Origin of the sequence: Caulobacter sp. Root655 (assembly GCF_001427665.1) — a bacterium.
Taxonomy (GTDB): Bacteria; Pseudomonadota; Alphaproteobacteria; order Caulobacterales; family Caulobacteraceae; genus Caulobacter.
Window position 1 is genome coordinate 39,459 of sequence record NZ_LMHC01000001.1, and the last position, 16,448, is coordinate 55,906.

Here is a 16,448-nt window from a genome sequence, read left to right on the forward strand (position 1 = left end):
AAGGCTGGAAATCAGGCCTCCGGGTTTAGCAGCGCGAACCCTTGCCGACCTGGCTGCCGACATAGGCGCCGGCGCCGGCGCCCAGCAGGGTGCCGGGGGTACGGTTGCCGTTCGACACCGCGTTGCCGATCAGCGCGCCGCCCAGGGCGCCCAGAACCGCGCCGGTGGCCTTGCCGCTCTTGCGGTCGGAGCGGCAGCGCTCGTAGCTGTTGTAGCGGCGGTTGTCATGACGACGGTCGTAACGACGGTCATAGCGATCGTCATAACGGCTCTCGTAGCGATGATGATCGCTGTAGTAGCGACCGTCATGGGCCGAGGCGAAGGTCGGCGCGACCATCAGGCTCAGGGCCGAGGCGCCAGCGGCGATCAGAGAAATGGCGGTCTTCATCGGGTGTCCTTCCGGTGGTTCAAATTCAATTCCGACCAGTCATCGAGCCCCGATCTCGAATGACCTTGGACGCACCCTAGGCCTGCCGGACTGAACCAACCCAAGGCCGGTCCTTCATCTGGCGTTCAGGTTCTGGCCGAATTTTGGCCTGAAATCGCGACCATTAACCGCGCGTTGACCATGCTCGCCGACCTTGCGTTAACCATGCTAGAGTCGCGTCCATGAGCACGATCCGCCCCACCGGCCTGCAGACCGTTCCGCCGAGGCCCGTTTCGACGCAGGGCGCCGGCGGTTCGCGCGCGGCGGCGTTCTTCCAGGCCGCGGTCGGCGACGCCGCCGCCGCGCGCCCGACCGCGCCGCCGATCGCCGTCCAGCTGCAGACCCAGGCCCAGCCGCAACGCCAGCCGCCGGCCCGGCCGTTCGTCCAGCCGACCGAGCCGCCGCAAAAGGTGCTGCGTCCGGGCTCGCTGCTGAATATCCTGGTCTAGACGCACCGTTCACGGGGATCGTGTCGCGCCCGTTTGAGGGTCCAAGGCTCAAGGGGCGCTACCGATATGTCCGACGATCCGAAACCCGCTCGCTCCGCCCCGCCGCGCCGGACCCGGGACGAGACCCGCTCGCTGGTGCTTGAAGTCGCCGCCCGCCGCTTCTCGCGCGCCAGCTACGAAGCCGTGTCGCTGGACGACATCGCCGCCGAGTCCGGCGTGCGCAAGGCCAACCTGCTCTACCATTTCACCTCCAAGGAGCAGCTCTGGTACGACACGGTCGACCACGTGTTCGCCGAGGTGGAGCGGTTCTACGCCGAGCGCGAGGGCGACGACCCCAAGACCTGGGGCGACCTGCGGGGGTTCGTGCGCACCTATTTCGAGGCCTGCCGCCTCAACCCGGCCTATGTGCTGATCCCGCTGATCGAGGGGGCCACGGCCAACTGGCGCAGCGAATGGATCGCCGAGCGCCACCTCAAGCGCCACGTCCACGACTTCGACCTCTATGTGCGCCGGCTGATCGCCGAGGGCGTCCTGCCTCCCATCGAGCCCGTGCACCTGCAGAACATGCTGACCGGCGGCGTGCAGCATTTCGTGGCCAACGCTGCGGTCTGGGAGCGGGCCCTGGGCGTCGACACCCGGGACAAGGCCTTCATCGACGGCTACGCCAACTCGGTGGTGGGCCTGCTCGAGCGGGCCTGGGGCGACCGGACCGAGGCCTGAACTTCCCGCTTGTGCGCGACTGACCCTTGGGTCAGTAATGGACTGACCGATTGGTCAGTCACCGTCGCATGCCGCCACCAAGACGGCAGCGACCCGGAGGGAACATGCCGAAACTATCCGTCGCCGCCTTGCTGGCCACCACCGCCCTGGGCCTGGGCGCGCCCGCCCACGCCGCGACCCCGGCGACTCCGGCCAAGGATCCCGACGCCCGCGCGGCGGCGACCGAAGCGCGGATGACCGACGACGAACGCTTCAGCCTGCTGAGCGGCATCATGCCGGTGGCCTTTCCCGGCATGGCGACGGTGACCATTCCGCCGGGCGTCAAACCCAGCGCCGGCTATGTGTCCGGCGTGCCGCGCCTGGGCGTGCCGGCCCTGCGCGAGACCGACGCCAGCCTGGGCGTTTCCAACGTCATGCAGATGCGCCCGGGCGACGTCGCCACCGCCCTGCCCTCGGGCCTGTCCCTGGCGGCCAGCTTCAACCCCGACCTGGCCTATCGCGGCGGCGCGATGGTCGGCGGCGAGGCCCGGGCCAAGGGCTTCAACGTGCTGCTGGCCGGTGGCATGAACCTGACCCGCGACCCACGCAACGGCCGCAATTTCGAATATCTCGGCGAGGATCCGCTGCTGGCCGGGGTCCTGGCCGGCGAGTCGATCCGCGGCGTACAGAGCCAGGGGGTGATCTCGACCATCAAGCACTTCGCGCTCAACGCCCAGGAAACCCTGCGCATGACCGTCGATGCGCGCATTGATCCCGCGGCCCATCGCGAGTCCGACCTGCTGGCCTTCGAGATCGGCATCGAGCGCGGCCAGCCCGGCTCGGTGATGTGCGCCTACAACCAGGTCAACGGAGCCTATGCCTGCGGCAACGACCCGCTGCTCAACGGCGTGCTGAAGGGCGACTGGGCCTATAAGGGCTGGGTGATGTCGGACTGGGGCGCGGTGCATGACGTCGGCTATTTCGCCGCCGGCCTCGACCAGCAGTCGGGCTCGCAGCTCGACAAGTCCCGGTTCTTCGACGGCCCGCTGAAGGCCGAGGTCGCGGCCGGCCGGGTCTCCAGGGCGCGGGTGTCCGACGCGGTGCGCCGCGTGCTGCGCTCGATCTACGCGGTCGGCGCCGACTGGGAGCCGGTCGATATGGCGATCGACTACGCCGCCAACGGCCAGGTGGCGCGCGAGGCGGCGACGCAAGGCGTCGTGCTGCTGAAGAACGACGGCGCCTTGCCCCTGGCCGCTAGCGCCAAGTCGATCCTGGTGGTCGGCGGCTATGCCGACGCCGGGGTGATGTCGGGCGGCGGCTCCAGCCAGGTCAGTCCGGTCGGCGGCCAGGCCACCTACATCCCGTCCGGCGGTCCCGGCTTCATGGAGGTGCTCGGTCGCCAGGTGATCGTGCCGTCCTCGCCGCTCCGGGCGCTGCGCAAGGCTCTGCCCGACGCCAAGGTCTCCTTCGACAGCGGCTACGCGCCCGAAGCGGCCGTCCTGGCCGCCGCCAAGGCCGATGTGGTCATCGTCTTCGCCACCCAGTGGCAGAGCGAGGGCGTCGACAGCGGCTCGCTCACCCTGGCCAACGGCCAGGACGCCCTGATCGCGGCCGTCGCCAAGGCCAACCCCAACGTCGTCGTCGTGCTGGAGACCGGCAACCCGGTCGCCATGCCGTGGCTGGGCGACGTCAAGGCGGTGGTCGAGGCCTGGTATCCGGGCCAGGAAGGCGGGGCGGCGATCGCCGACGTGCTGACCGGCGCGGTCTCGCCCTCCGGCCGCCTGCCGATGACCTTCCCCAAGAGCCTGGCCCAGACCCCGCATCCGGTGCTGGCCGGCTACGGCGCGCCGGAGGGGACCGCGTTGGCGGTCGACTACAAGGAAGGGGCCGAGGTCGGCTATCGCTGGCTGGCGGCCAAGGGCGAAACCCCGCTGTTCGCCTTCGGCCACGGCCTGTCCTACACCCGCTTCGAGCACGGCGCCCCGGCGCTGACCGTCAGCGGCAAGAGTGTCACCGCCAGGTTCTCGGTGGCCAATGTCGGCGCCCGGGCCGGGGCCGACGTGCCACAGCTCTACCTGGTCTCGGCGGCCGGCAAGCCGCTCAAGCGCCTGGCCGGGTTCAGCCGCGTCGACCTGAAGCCCGGCGAGACGCGCGAGGTGTCGGTGACCGTCGATCCACGCCTGCTGGCCAGCTGGCGTGACGGCAAGTGGCGGATCGCCGGGGGCGCCTATCGCTTCGCCCTGGGCCGTTCAGCCGAGGATCTCGGCGCGCCGGTCGAGGTGGCGCTGAAGGCGGCGGCCTGGTGAGCAGGCCCATCGCCTAACCTCGTCATCCCGGGCCTTGTGCCCGGGATGACGGTGTTCAGGGGAGGCGCGAGGAGTCGAACTCGAGAGCGCTTGGTCCTAAGTCGGCCAGGTTTCCGGGCTCATCGCCAGCACTTCGCCGGCCAGGTAGAGCGAGCCGCAGATCAGCACATGCGGTGTTGGCTCCTGGGCCAGCGCCTTGTCCAGCGCCGCTTCGACCCCGTCGCAGGCCTGGGCTCTCAAGCCCGCCAGTTCGCCCGCCGCCGCCGTCTGGGCGGCGTTGGCGGCGGCCTGGCCTTCGAAGGTCACCGTGTAGAGCCTGGCCCCCAGGGGCGCGAACGGCGCGAAGAAGCCCGTGGCGTCCTTGTTGGCCAACAGGCCGGCGATCAGGGCCACGGGGCGGCCGTCGCGGGCCGCCAGCTCGCCCAGCGCCCGGGCCACGGCCTGGCCGGCATGGGGGTTGTGGCCGCCGTCCAGCCACAGGTCGGCGCCGGCCGCCTTGGCGCGCTGGGCCAGGGGTCCGGCCGTCAGCCGCTGGAACCGGGCCGGCCAGGTCGCGCCGGCGATCCCCTTGGCGATGGCCGCCTCGTCGATGCGCGGATCGTTCAACGCCAGGATGGCGGCGACCGCCAGGCCGGCGTTGGCGAACTGGTGCTCGCCGGGCAGGGCTGGGGCCGGCAGGTCCAGCAGACGGTCCTGCAATTGCACCAACAGGCGGCCGCGCTCGTTCCAGGCGTCGAAGTCGCGGCCCATCATGGTCAGCGGCGCTTCGGCCAGGTCGGCCTCGCGGTCGATGACGGCCTCGGCGTCCTCGGCCTGGCGGGCGCTGACCACCGGGGTGTTGGGCTTGATGATCCCGGCCTTCTCCTGGGCGATGGCCGCCAGGGTGTCGCCCAGGAACTCGCGGTGGTCGATGTCGATCGGGGCGATGACGCTGACGACCGGCGTCACCACGTTGGTGGCGTCCAGCACCCCGCCCAGGCCCACCTCGACCAGGCACAGGTCGGCCGGGACCTCGGAAAAGGCCTGGAAGGCGGCGGCGGTGGTGATCTCGAAGAAGGTGATCGGCAGGCCGGCGTTGGCGGTTTCGACCCGGTCGAGCACCTCGGCGAGATGGTCGTCGGTGATCAGGGTTCCCGCCAGGCGGATGCGTTCGGAAAACCGCACCAGGTGCGGCGAGGTGAAGACGTGGACGCGCAGCCCCGCAGCCTCGGCCATGGCCCGCAGATAGGCGACGGTCGAGCCCTTGCCATTGGTGCCGGCCACGTGGATCACCGGCGGCAGCCGGGTCTGCGGCTCGCCCAGGGCCGTGCAGAGCCGGCGCATGCGGTCCAGCGACAGGTCGATCAGCTTGGGATGCAGGGCCTGCAACCGCGCGAGCGCGGCGTCGTGGGCGCGGAGGTGGTCGGTCATTTTATGAACCTTCCCTCCCCCTTGTGGGGAGGGTGGCCCCGAAGGGGTCGGGTGGGGCTTGATGAGTCAAGGCGGCGGTGAAGCCCCACCCACCAGCTTCGCTGGTCCCCCTCCCCACAAGGGGGAGGGAAAAGCTTCTTGCTAGGCCGCCTTGAGCCCGCGGCCCATCATCAGCGTGCCGAGGATCGAGCCCAGCACCGCCGGCAGTTCCTTGCGCGGGGTGACGCGGTCGACCATGCCCTTCTCGACCAGGTACTCGGAACGCTGGAAGCCCGGCGGCAGGGTCTCGCGGATGGTCTGCTCGATCACCCGGGGACCGGCGAAGCCGATCAGGGCCCCCGGCTCGGCCAGGTGGACGTCGCCGAGCATGGCGTAGGAGGCGGTGACGCCGCCGGTGGTCGGGTCGGTGAGGACCACCACGTAAGGCAGGCCGGCGTCCTTCATTTCATTGATCGCCAGGGTGGTGCGGGCCATCTGCATCAGGGACAGGGCCCCCTCCTGCATGCGCGCGCCGCCGGCGGCGGTGAAGGCCACCAGCGGAACCTGGCGGGCGATGGCGGCCTGCGCGGCGGCGATGAAGCCCTCGCCGGCGGCCATGCCCAGCGAGCCGCCCATGAAGGCGAAGTCCTGGACCAGCACCACGGCCGGGGCGCCGCCGACCACGCCGTGGGCGATGGCCATGGCGTCCTGCTCGCCGGTCGCCTTGCGGGCGGTGGCCAGGCGGTCCTTGTAGGACTTGCCGTCGAAGAATTTCAGCGGGTCCTCGAACACGGCGGGGGTCGGCAGGACCTCGTAGACGCCGTCGTCGAAGGTGAACTTGAAGCGGGCCTCGGGGCCGATGCGCATGTGGCGTCCGGCCGGGGTGACCCACAGGGCCGCCTCCAGGTCGGAGCGGTAGATCATCTCGCCGGTGTCGGGGCACTTGACCCACAGGTTCTCGGGCGTTTCGCGCTTGGCGAACGCGCCGCGCACGCCGGGGGCGATGCGCGACAGCCAGCCGCCGCGTCGCTCGGTCGCGACCTTGGTCTTGTCGCCCTTCTTGGGGCCTTGGGGTTCAGCCATCGCCATAGCCTTCAGCCTCACGCCGTTTCGAGTCGCGCCGACCGCACAGCCTTAGCCAGCTCCGACGCTTTGGATAGAACCTTCTCGGTCACGTTTTCGTTCAACCGCGCCGCCGCTTCGATTTCGTCCACCAGGGCCGAGCCGACCACGGCGGCGTCGGCCACGCGGGCCACGGCGGCGGCCTGGGCGGGGGTGCGGATGCCGAAACCGACGGCGACCGGCAGCCCCGAGGCCGCCTTCACCCGCGCCACGGCCGGGGCGACATCGCTGGCCTCGGCCGACTTGACGCCGGTCACCCCGGCCACCGAGACGTAATAGACGAAGCCCGAGGTGCGGCGGACGACGACCGCCAGGCGGACGTCGTCGGTGGTGGGCGTGGCCAGGCGGATCAGCGACAGCCCGTAGGCGTCCAGGGCGTCGACCAGCGAATCGGCCTCCTCCGGCGGGCAGTCGACGACGATCAGGCCGTCCACGCCGGCTTCGGCGGCGTCATGGGCGAAGCGATCGAAGCCGTAGGACAGGATGGGGTTCAGATAGCCCATCAGGATGACCGGGGTCTCGATATCCTGTTCTCGGAAGGCGCGGACCATGTCCAGGACCGCGCGGGTCTTCACGCCGTTGGCCAGGGCGCGCTGCGAGGCGCGCTGGATGGTCGGCCCTTCGGCCATCGGGTCCGAGAACGGGAGGCCCAGCTCGATGATGTCGGCGCCGGCCGCGGGCAAGCCCTTGAGGATGTCCAGCGCCGTGGCGAGGTCGGGGTCGCCCGCCATGATGTACGCCACGAAGCCGGCGCGGTTCTCGGCTTTCAGCGCCGCGAAACGATGATCGATACGATTGGTTGGCAAAGTTTCAGCCCTAGATCGTTCGCCCGAGAGCGTCGGCCACGGTGAAGATGTCCTTGTCGCCCCGGCCCGACAGGCACAGCACGATCACGCCGCCCGGCCCGATTTCCTTGGCCAGTTGCGGCAGCTTGGCCAGGGCGTGGGCGCTTTCGAGGGCGGGGATGATGCCCTCGAGCTCGGCGCACAGCTGGAAGGCGGCCAGGGCCTCGTCGTCGGTGCAGGTCAGGTACTGGGCCCGGCCGACGTCGTGCAGGAACGAATGCTCCGGCCCGATGCCCGGATAGTCCAGGCCGGCCGAGATCGAGTGGGCGTCGAGAATCTGGCCGTCGTCGTCCTGCAGCAGGTAGGTCTTGTTGCCGTGCAGCACGCCCGGCCGGCCGCCGGTCAGCGAGGCGGCGTGCTTGTCGGTCTCCAGGCCGTGGCCCGAGGCCTCCACGCCGTAGATCTTGACGCTTTCGTCGGCCAGGAAAGGGTGGAACAGGCCGATGGCGTTGGAGCCGCCGCCGACACAGGCCACGACCGCGTCGGGAAGCCGGCCCTCGGCCTCCTGGATCTGCTGGCGGGCCTCGGTCCCGATCACCGCCTGGAAGTCGCGGACCATGGCCGGATAGGGGTGCGGGCCGGCCGCGGTGCCGATCATGTAATAGGTGTCGGCCACGTTGGTGACCCAGTCGCGCATCGCCTCGTTCATGGCGTCCTTGAGGGTGGCGGCCCCCGAGGTAACCGGGCGCACTTCGGCGCCGAGCAGGTTCATACGGAACACGTTGGGCTTTTGCCGGGCGACGTCGACGGCGCCCATATAGACCACGCAGGGCAGGCCGAAGCGGGCGGTGACGGTGGCGCTGGCCACGCCGTGCTGGCCGGCGCCGGTCTCGGCGATGATCCGGGTCTTGCCCATGCGCTGGGCCAGCAGGATCTGGCCCATGCAGTTGTTGATCTTGTGCGCGCCGGTGTGGTTCAGCTCCTCGCGCTTGAAATAGATCTTGGCCCCGCCGAGGTGCTGGCTGAGGCGCTCGGCGAAATAGAGGGGCGACGGCCGGCCGACATAGTGGGTCAGGTAGCCGCGCAGCTCGCTCTGGAAGGCCGGATCGTTCTTGGCCTCGGTATAGGCCCGGTCCAGCTCGAGCACGAGCGGCATCAGGGTCTCGGCCACGTAGAGGCCGCCGTAGTCGCCGAAGCGGCCCTTGGCGTCGGGATAGGCGGACCAATCGTTGGGCTTAGTCGGAACGTTCACGGGCTCTTCCAAAAGGTCGGGCTGCGTCAGGCGCGTTTGACGGCGTCGAGAAACGCCGTGATCAGAGCCGGGTCCTTTAGGCCGGGACCCCGTTCGACGCCAGAGGAAACGTCCACCAGCGGCGCGCCCGAGGCCCGAAGCGCCTCGGCCACGTTCCACGGATCCAGCCCGCCGGCCAGGAAATGCGGCCGCGAGAACCGCTGGCCGGCCAGCAGGCTCCAGTCGAACCGCGCCCCCGTCCCGCCGGGCAGGACCGAGCCCTCCACGGGCCTGGCGTCGAACATCAGGTGCTCGGCCACGCCGTCGAAGGCCCCGGCCCGCTGGACGTCGGCCGACGACGACACCGAGAACGCCTTGATCACCCCGACCCCGGACCGCTGGGCGATCTCGCGGACCCGCGAGGGGGTCTCCTTGCCGTGCACCTGGATCAGGTCGGGCTTCATCGTCGCCATCAGCCGGTCGATCAGGGCGTCGTCGGGGTCGACGGTGACGGCCACGGTCTTGACCGGGCTCTGGCGTAGAGGCGCGACCAGCCGGGCGGCGGCCTCGGGCGTCAGGTTGCGCGGGCTGCGCGCGAAGAACACGAAACCGAGGAACGCCGCGCCGCCGTCGAGGGCGGCGGTCACGCTCTCGGGCGTCGACAGCCCGCAGATCTTGGCCTTGGTCATGGGCGGGAGGTACGGCGTGGGATGGCTGGACGCAAGGGGTGGGTCCTAAGTCCTCCCCCTGTGGGGGAGGTGTCGGCGAAGCCGACGGTGGGGGGAGTCATGCGCTGTCGACCGCCCGCGGGGTCGACCTGCCCAAGCTCCCCCCACCGGCCTTCGGCCGCCTCCCCCAGAGGGGGAGGACTTCTCACCCGCCCGACGCCGAGTCCTTCTCCACCGGGTTCGACAGCCTGGCCCGCATCGCGCAGACCAGCCCCTCCGGCCGGTAATCCATGGTCGCCGCGCCCTTCAGCTCGCCGCGCAGGCTGCGTTCGATCAGGCGGGAGCCGAAGCCCCGGCGGGTCGGCGGGGCCGTCGGCGGGCCGCCGGTCTCGGTCCAGGCCAGGGCCAGGTCCCGACTGCCCGCGTCATAGGTCCAGCACAGCGCCACCCGCCCGTCGGCGTTCGACAGGGCCCCGTACTTGAGGGCGTTGGTCGCCAGCTCGTGGAAGATCAGGGCCATGGTCAGGGCCCCGCCCGGCGCCAGCCAGACCGGCGGCCCGTCGATGCTGAGCCGGCCGCCACGCCCGGTCTGGGTCGCCTCGGCGAACGGCGCCAGAGCCCGCTCGGCCACGTCGCGCAGGCCCGCGCCGTGCCAGCTCTCGCGGGTCAGCACGTCGTGCACCTGGGACAATCCCATCAGCCGCGACTCGAACTTCTCGAAGGCCACGGCCGGGTGGGGCTCGTTCTTCAGGGTCTGGGAGGCCATCGACTGCACGGTGGCCAGGGTGTTCTTCACCCGGTGGTTCAGCTCGTTGATCAGCAGCCGCAGCTGGCCTTGATATTGCTGCTGCTCGGACTCCACCTGCTTGCGGGCGGTGATGTCGGAGATGATCACCACCAGATAGGGGCGCCCGTCGCCGGGATCGACGCGCGAGGCGGTGACGTGGACCCAGACCGGCCCGTCGCGGCCATCGACCCGCCGCTCGATGGCGTAGCTGTCGATCTCGCCGGTCAGCAGGGCCCGGCCCTGGGTGATCGCCGTCGCCACCGTGTCCTCGCCCGGGGCGATGTCCATGAAGGTCGAGGCCAGCAGCGTGTCACGGTCGCGGCGGGTGATGGCGCAGAACCGGTCGTTGACCTCCAGGAACCGGCCGCTGCCCGACACCCGCGCCACGCCCATCGCCGCCTGGTCGAACACCGCGCGGTAGCGGGCCTCGGCGGCCTCCAGCTTCAGCCGGGCCTCGACCGCCCCAGTGACCACCTCGGTATAGAGCACCAGCCCGCCGATCGCCCCGTCGTCGGTGCGCCACGGGGCCATCGACCAGCGGATCCAGTCGACCTGGCCGCGGCGGTCGACATAGCGGTCGCCGTCGCTGTTGTGCAGCTCGACCCCCTCGGCCAGGACCTGGGCGTGCAGCTCGCGCCAGTGCTGGGGGATCTCGGGAAAGACCTCGTAGTGCACGCGGCCCAGCAGCGGCAGGTCGGCGGGCAGGCCCTGGTCGGTCAGGTACTGCCGCGACGCGGCCAGGTAGCGCATGTCGCGATCGAAGATGGCGATGCCCAGCGGCGCGTGCTTCAGCGCGGTGGTGACGCTGGGCGAGACCGGCGATGGCGCGGCGTCCTCGCTCATGCGCCGCCGCCGCCCCGACGGTGGCCGACCGGTCGTCTCGCGATCATGGCGCTCCTTCTCGTCGGTCGGGCTCGCGGGCGCGTCGGGCGAACGAAGCACCCCGGCGCATCATGCCTCCGTTTGGCCGTTTCGCGAAAGACCTGGCGTCCACGTGGGTCGGAGGACCGCGCCCGCCTAGAGCTTCACCCGGAAATGGAAGGCGTCGACGGCCAGGCCCTCGCGGAAATAGAACCGGTGCGCGGCCTCGCGGACCACGTTGGAGATCAGCTCCAGATGCCCGCAGCCCTCGCGCCGGGCCTCGGCCTTCAGCCAGTCCATCAGCGCCTTGCCATGGCCCCGCGAGCGCAGCCGGTCGTCGGCCACCAGGTCATCGACGCTCAGGAAGCGGCCGCAATACAGCATGTCGAGCACCCGATACCCCGCCACGGCCCGCGCCGCGCCGTCCTGCGCCACATAGGCCAGCCGGAACCCGTCGCTGGCCATCAGCCCCCGGATCCGCGCCACATAGGTGTCGCGCGCCAGGAGCGGGCGCAGCTGGGCCATGACCTCGAAGGTGGCGAGGATCTCGGCGTCGGTCTGGGCGAGGATGATCATGGGAGTGATCTAAGCCTTCTCCCCGCGCGGGAGAAGATGGCCCGCGCGACCGGGGACGCGCACTCACGGCGAGGCCTTGGCAAGTCGATCCAGGAACGCGGGGTGAGTGCGTGTCCCCAACGACATCCACGGCCTCGAATTTTCGTCCCGGACAGGCCTTCAAAACAAACTCAGCGGATCCGTTGGGGACACGCACTCACGGTTTTCTCCCTGCGAACCCGGCCGGCGCGCTGCCGTGAGAGCATGTCCCCGGCCGCCATCGCCGCGAGCGCGAGCCAAGAGCGCGGCCGTTCCGTCAACCCCCTCGCCCAGCCGGCCCGCCCCTCGGCGGCCAGGCCGCGCCCTGAAATCCATGGTGGCGAGCCTGCTCTAGGGTCTGACCGTGTCAAGGACGGCGCGCCGCGCCGCCGCGACGCGGTCGCCGGAGGCGATCCTTGACACGGTCAGACCCTAGAGCTCCAATTCCACCAAGGGTTTCAGGACGTGGCGTCATCCGCCGAGGGGCGGATGGCCTATTTCAGCGCCCCGCTAATGAACTCAATGGTCTTCTTCCCGAAAGACCGAGACATCGTGTCTGCATAGTTTGTCCCCGCCCGTTCAGACAGAAGATCGGGATTCAAAACATACATCGAGCCATCCACGGTAAGTACTTTTTCGGCGACGAGTTTGTCCAGAACCGCTCGGCCGGTTCCCTTTGTCATGCGCTCGTGATCCAGTTTTGCTTTGAATCGTTTGAGCGATCCCTTGCTATGAGAACGAAACGCGATAATAAACTTGCGAAGTCGACGAAGAGCTTCGTCTAATCTTGGGTCCTGTATGGTAGTCGGACTGGTTGCAAACGCCGTCCACGGATGCTGTCGAACATCAGGCCAAGATGCGGAGAGCGCAACATCTCCTCTAATCGTCGGAATGGAAGTCATTACGGCTCCATCGAATTCTTCCGCTTCCAGGAAAACGGACGATATTTTGTTTCCTAGCGCTCCTTCAATAACCACCTTGGGCGCAATTATGCTCAATTTTCTACATTGAACGCTCACAGGGGCGACCAAAATTGCTTCCGGGCCGGGGCCAAATTCCACTGCACCCTGCGGGATTGTTATATCGACGTCGTCTACATACGAGCCGAGACGAAATGTGCCTATCTGCTCGGTTTGAAAGCGTAAAATATGCGGTCTGGCTCCTTCTCCTTTTGAGATACTAATTTCGATGTCCGCAGCCAATCTTTCAATTTCGTCTTCGGCCTCGGAGCCATCAATGGAAAGGCTGGCGGACTGTCCGATTGCAAGCTGAGCTCGTACTGACGCGTAAATAACTCCCACATGTTCGGCTTTTAATGATCGTACGTCTTCGACACCGACATCTTTGATGTAAAATTCCGCCAGAAACGGATTCGAAGCTACTCCACGAGAAAGTTCCTTTTCCAAGGCCAATTTGGATAGTTCGGGATCTGCAAGAGCGGCATTAGTAATTACGGCCTCAAAAACCGCAGATGCACCTTCTGCACCATTCAAGAAGGGATGTTCGGCTACCCAAGTTTCGAGCGCGCTCGTGTATATTTGAGCATCTTTGGCGCCCATCGATGGAATCGGGGGAAAAGGGCGACCGTATCGGCGCGCAGCCAGGCGCGTGAGCTGCTCCTCTTCTTTATATAGTCCGCTCGCAACTTTCCGGTCGTCAAATGGCAGATTGGAAAGCTTCTGACGTTCACGTTCCATGATTGCGGAAACGACCGATCGGAGAGTCACCGGATGTACTCCCTTCTCGATATCTGCAATGAGATTGCTAGGATTAGGATCATGCGCAACGCGTTCAGCAACGGCGCTCAAGACAGGCGCATAGCCGGCAAACCGATCTTCATCGCCGTCCGTTCTCTCGCGTAAGCGCTCGAGTATAAGTGCGATTGCACGCCGTTGTGGCACTGCGTGGGTTGGATCTGGGTTTAACGCTCTAAGTTGCGCTTGTGCGAAGTCGACTGCAGCCTCGGGCCCATAGTAGCCAATCTCCAACACTGCTATTGTCGCTTCAGTGTCAGTTAGCGTCAGCCAGGCATCCTGAATGGAGCCAGTTCTACCGAAGAGTACCGTAGGAATTGATCGCCCCACGGCCAGTGCGCCAACATCTTTTAGGAATGCTTCGAAAGCTTCTTGGGTGACCCGGAGACGAGCTTCATCAAGGCCGTCGATCAGAACTGCCGAGTGACCGCTTTCCCAGTCACTATAGAGACCTGATTTGGCAAGCGAACCACTGAGGGTATTTGCTCCAACAGGTTCCGCATCCGCCAAATCGATGTAGATCGCTTTAGTTTCTGACGCGATCTGGCGGGCCAGTGTCGATTTGCCGACGGCACCCGGCGCTGCGACCAGAAGAACTTCAGCAGTCTTTGGATCCTGCTCAGCATCGAAGTCAGAACTTGCGGTAATTGGCGCTTCTCTGAAGGTCTCCAATCCTACGGTTTCGTAGCTCCAACCACGGATGGGCTTCACCGCACCGCTACGCTTCGCTGAAATGCGAGACGTCCAAAAGCTTGCGATTGAGTAGTCGGACATTGTCACCCCCCATGCCTTTCAAGCAAGCTAGAGTGGAATTGGTCCGAATGGAAATCTCAAAAAGCGAGTGTCCGTGAGTTTCGGTTCTCGCCGCCCCCTACTCCGCCGCCACCCCCTCCGCCGGCGCCTCGTACGCCGCCATCATCGCCATGTTCAAAATCTTCGACACCGAAGCCCCCAGCGGACAGATCTGCACCGACTTCGACAGTCCGAGAAGCACCGGCCCAATCACCGTCGCCCCACCCAGGCTCTGCACCAGCTTCGTCGCGATCGAGGCCGAGTGGATGGCGGGCATGATCAGGATGTTGGCGCTATCGGTCAGGCGCATGAACGGGTAGTTGGCCCGCTTCTCGGGGTCGAGCGCCAGTTCGGGCGGCATTTCGCCCTCGTATTCGAAGTCGACGTCCATCTCGTCCATCATGGCCACGGCCTCGCGGACCTTTTCCGAGCGCACGCCCATCGGGTTGCCGAAGGTCGAATAGCTCATGAAGGCGACGCGCGGCTTGAAGCCCAGGCGGGCGACGGCGCGGGCCGCCTCGCAGGCGATCTCGACCAGTTCCTCGGCCTCGGGCAGCTCGGTGACGTTGGTGTCGGCCACGAAGACCGTGCGGCCCTTGGCCAGCACCACCGACATGCCCATGATCCGGCCGCCGTCGGCCGGGTCGACGACGCGCAGCACCTCTTCCAGGGCCTGGTCGAAGCTGCGGGTGACGCCGGTGACCATGCCGTCGGCCTCGCCCAGGGTGACCATCGAGGCGGCGAAGCTGTTGCGGTCCTGGTTGATCAGCCGCTGGACGTCGCGCTTCAGGTAGCCTTGGCGCTGCAGGCGCAGATAGAGGGCGTCGACATAGTCGGGGTTGCGGTCGCTGAGCCGGGCGTTGACGATCTCCAGGTCGACGACGTCGGGGTCCAGGCCCACGACGCGCATGTTCTCCTGCACCAGGTTCTCGCGGCCGCAGAGGATGGCCTTGCCGTAGCCGCCGGTCTGGAAGGCGTAGGCGGCGCGGATGACGCTGGGATCCTCGCCCTCGGCGAACACGATCCGCTTGGGCTTGGCCAGCACGGCGCCGCTGATCTTCTGCAGGAAGCCGGCGGTGGGGTCCAGGCGCTGGGCCAGGCTGGCGCGGTAGGCGTCCATGTCGGCGATCGGCTTGCGGGCCACGCCGGTGTCCATGGCCGCCTGGGCGACGAAGGGCGGGATGTACCAGATCAGCCGGGGGTCGAAGGCCGAGGGGATGATGTATTCCGGGCCGAACTTCAGCTGGCGGCCGTGATAGGCGGCGGCGACCTCGTCGGGCACGTCCTCGCGGGCCAGCATGGCCAGGGCGTTGGCGCAGGCGATCTTCATCTCGTGATTGACCCGGCGGGCCCGCACGTCCAGCGCGCCGCGGAAGATGTAGGGGAAGCCCAGGACGTTGTTGACCTGGTTGGGATAGTCGCTGCGGCCGGTGCCCATGATGGCGTCCTTGCGGACCTTGCGCACCTCTTCCGGGCTGATCTCCGGATCGGGGTTGGCCATGGCGAAGATCACCGGGTTGGGGGCCATGGAGGCGATCATCTCGGGGGTGAAGGCGCCTTTCGCCGAGAGGCCAAGAAGGACGTCCGCCCCGACCACCGCTTCAGCCAGGGTGCGCAGCGGGGTGTCGACCGCGTGGGCGCTCTTCCACTGGTTCATGCCCTCGGTGCGGCCCTGGTAGAGCACGCCCTTGCTGTCGACGGCGATGACGTTCTCGGGCCGCACGCCCATGGCCTTGATCAGCTCCAGCGAGGCGATGCCCGCCGCGCCGGGGCCGTTGAGCACCACCTTCACGTCGGCCAGGTTCTTGCCGGTGATGTGGCAGGCGTTGATCAGGCCGGCGGCGCAGATGATCGCCGTGCCGTGCTGGTCGTCGTGGAACACCGGGATGTCGAGCAGCTCCTGCAACTCGGTCTCGATGCGGAAACATTCGGGGCTCTTGATGTCCTCGAGATTGATGCCGCCGAAGGTGACGCCGATGTTCTTGACCACCGTGATGATCTCGTCGGGATCCTTGCTGCTGATCTCGATGTCGATGGAATCGACGTCGGCGAAGCGCTTGAACAGCACGCTCTTGCCTTCCATCACCGGCTTGGAGGCCAGGGCCCCCAGGTCGCCGAGGCCGAGGATCGCGGTGCCGTTGGAGATCACCGCCACCAGGTTGCCCTTGGAGGTGTACTCGTAGGCCATGTCCGGATCGGCGGCGATGGCGTGGACGGGCACGGCGACGCCGGGGGAATAGGCCAGCGACAGGTCGCGCTGGGTGGCCATGGGCTTGGTCGGCACGATGGCGATCTTGCCGGGGGTCGGATAGCGGTGGAAGTTCAGCGCTTCTTCGTCCGTGAAGGTCTTCTTCTCCGTGTCGCTCATGTACCCCTGGTCCCGCCGTGCAAGCTGATGGGACGCTCCGGACAATGCGAAGCGCCCTTATTTGCGGTCACCGTAGCGAGGCGCCCGGCGGCTCACAACCTCCGCCGGAGCGATAAATGGCTCGCAAACGCTTGTTCTGCTTGGCGTTGCGTAAGCCTGACAACCTTGTCACGGCTTGCGCCATTGACCTGACGGGGCGTGTCGGGAGACTACCTG

13 protein-coding genes are annotated in these 16,448 nt (G+C 67.6%); 3 read left to right on the forward strand and 10 right to left on the reverse strand.

All coding sequences use genetic code 11. The annotated features are described in order from the left end of the window. Nucleotides 1-25: 25 nt before the first annotated feature. On the reverse strand, nucleotides 26-388 hold the full coding sequence (locus tag ASD79_RS00215) for a glycine zipper 2TM domain-containing protein (RefSeq protein WP_056718949.1): 363 nt from the start codon (nucleotides 386-388) through the stop codon (nucleotides 26-28). Nucleotides 389-609: 221 nt separating this feature from the next. Between ASD79_RS00215 and ASD79_RS00220 the strand changes: the two genes are divergently transcribed. From ASD79_RS00220 to ASD79_RS00230, 3 genes are all read left to right on the forward strand, one after another. Continuing rightward, nucleotides 610-876 (forward strand): hypothetical protein, encoded by a 267-nt coding sequence (locus tag ASD79_RS00220; RefSeq protein WP_056718951.1) that lies wholly within the window; start codon nucleotides 610-612, stop codon nucleotides 874-876. Between the two features lie 66 nt (nucleotides 877-942). Next, nucleotides 943-1,596: a TetR/AcrR family transcriptional regulator gene (locus ASD79_RS00225; RefSeq protein ID WP_056718952.1), complete on the forward strand. Its 654-nt coding sequence runs from the start codon at nucleotides 943-945 to the stop codon at nucleotides 1,594-1,596. A gap of 104 nt (nucleotides 1,597-1,700) precedes the next feature. Continuing rightward, entirely contained in the window at nucleotides 1,701-3,881 is a 2,181-nt protein-coding gene (locus ASD79_RS00230; RefSeq protein WP_082584749.1) for a glycoside hydrolase family 3 protein, read from the forward strand. A gap of 96 nt (nucleotides 3,882-3,977) precedes the next feature. Here ASD79_RS00230 and ASD79_RS00235 read toward each other — a convergent pair whose 3' ends face one another. The 9 genes from ASD79_RS00235 to ASD79_RS00270 form a co-directional block, all read right to left on the reverse strand. Then, complete coding sequence (locus tag ASD79_RS00235) at nucleotides 3,978-5,291, reverse strand: folylpolyglutamate synthase/dihydrofolate synthase family protein (protein ID WP_056718955.1); 1,314 nt, start codon at nucleotides 5,289-5,291, stop codon at nucleotides 3,978-3,980. A 141-nt stretch (nucleotides 5,292-5,432) separates the two neighbouring features. Then, complete coding sequence (locus ASD79_RS00240) at nucleotides 5,433-6,359, reverse strand: acetyl-CoA carboxylase carboxyltransferase subunit beta (protein WP_056718957.1); 927 nt, start codon at nucleotides 6,357-6,359, stop codon at nucleotides 5,433-5,435. A gap of 11 nt (nucleotides 6,360-6,370) precedes the next feature. After that, nucleotides 6,371-7,198 (reverse strand): tryptophan synthase subunit alpha, encoded by an 828-nt coding sequence (trpA, locus tag ASD79_RS00245; RefSeq protein WP_056718958.1) that lies wholly within the window; start codon nucleotides 7,196-7,198, stop codon nucleotides 6,371-6,373. A 10-nt stretch (nucleotides 7,199-7,208) separates the two neighbouring features. After that, complete coding sequence (gene trpB, locus ASD79_RS00250; protein ID WP_162252317.1) at nucleotides 7,209-8,429, reverse strand: tryptophan synthase subunit beta; 1,221 nt, start codon at nucleotides 8,427-8,429, stop codon at nucleotides 7,209-7,211. A 26-nt stretch (nucleotides 8,430-8,455) separates the two neighbouring features. Further along, the gene (locus tag ASD79_RS00255) at nucleotides 8,456-9,097 is read right to left on the reverse strand and encodes a phosphoribosylanthranilate isomerase (protein WP_056718963.1); all 642 of its coding nucleotides are present in this window, start codon (nucleotides 9,095-9,097) and stop codon (nucleotides 8,456-8,458) included. Between the two features lie 184 nt (nucleotides 9,098-9,281). Next, nucleotides 9,282-10,706: a sensor histidine kinase gene (locus ASD79_RS00260; protein WP_056718965.1), complete on the reverse strand. Its 1,425-nt coding sequence runs from the start codon at nucleotides 10,704-10,706 to the stop codon at nucleotides 9,282-9,284. 174 nt (nucleotides 10,707-10,880) lie between these two features. Next, entirely contained in the window at nucleotides 10,881-11,300 is a 420-nt protein-coding gene (locus ASD79_RS00265; RefSeq protein WP_056718967.1) for a GNAT family N-acetyltransferase, read from the reverse strand. Between the two features lie 512 nt (nucleotides 11,301-11,812). Continuing rightward, nucleotides 11,813-13,846 (reverse strand): hypothetical protein, encoded by a 2,034-nt coding sequence (locus tag ASD79_RS23610; RefSeq protein WP_156400298.1) that lies wholly within the window; start codon nucleotides 13,844-13,846, stop codon nucleotides 11,813-11,815. 97 nt (nucleotides 13,847-13,943) lie between these two features. Continuing rightward, entirely contained in the window at nucleotides 13,944-16,232 is a 2,289-nt protein-coding gene (locus tag ASD79_RS00270) for an NADP-dependent malic enzyme (RefSeq protein ID WP_056718968.1), read from the reverse strand. Nucleotides 16,233-16,448: the final 216 nt, after the last annotated feature.

Coding starts and splice junctions, on each gene's coding strand:
- ASD79_RS00215 (WP_056718949.1), bottom strand. CDS start 388: ATGAAGACCGCCATTTCTCTGATCGCCGCTGGCGCCTCGGCCCTGAGC.
- ASD79_RS00220 (WP_056718951.1), top strand. CDS start 610: ATGAGCACGATCCGCCCCACCGGCCTGCAGACCGTTCCGCCGAGGCCC.
- ASD79_RS00225 (WP_056718952.1), top strand. CDS start 943: ATGTCCGACGATCCGAAACCCGCTCGCTCCGCCCCGCCGCGCCGGACC.
- ASD79_RS00230 (WP_082584749.1), top strand. CDS start 1,701: ATGCCGAAACTATCCGTCGCCGCCTTGCTGGCCACCACCGCCCTGGGC.
- ASD79_RS00235 (WP_056718955.1), bottom strand. CDS start 5,291: ATGACCGACCACCTCCGCGCCCACGACGCCGCGCTCGCGCGGTTGCAG.
- ASD79_RS00240 (WP_056718957.1), bottom strand. CDS start 6,359: ATGGCGATGGCTGAACCCCAAGGCCCCAAGAAGGGCGACAAGACCAAG.
- ASD79_RS00255 (WP_056718963.1), bottom strand. CDS start 9,097: ATGACCAAGGCCAAGATCTGCGGGCTGTCGACGCCCGAGAGCGTGACC.
- ASD79_RS00260 (WP_056718965.1), bottom strand. CDS start 10,706: ATGAGCGAGGACGCCGCGCCATCGCCGGTCTCGCCCAGCGTCACCACC.
- ASD79_RS00265 (WP_056718967.1), bottom strand. CDS start 11,300: ATGATCATCCTCGCCCAGACCGACGCCGAGATCCTCGCCACCTTCGAG.
- ASD79_RS23610 (WP_156400298.1), bottom strand. CDS start 13,846: ATGTCCGACTACTCAATCGCAAGCTTTTGGACGTCTCGCATTTCAGCG.
- ASD79_RS00270 (WP_056718968.1), bottom strand. CDS start 16,232: ATGAGCGACACGGAGAAGAAGACCTTCACGGACGAAGAAGCGCTGAAC.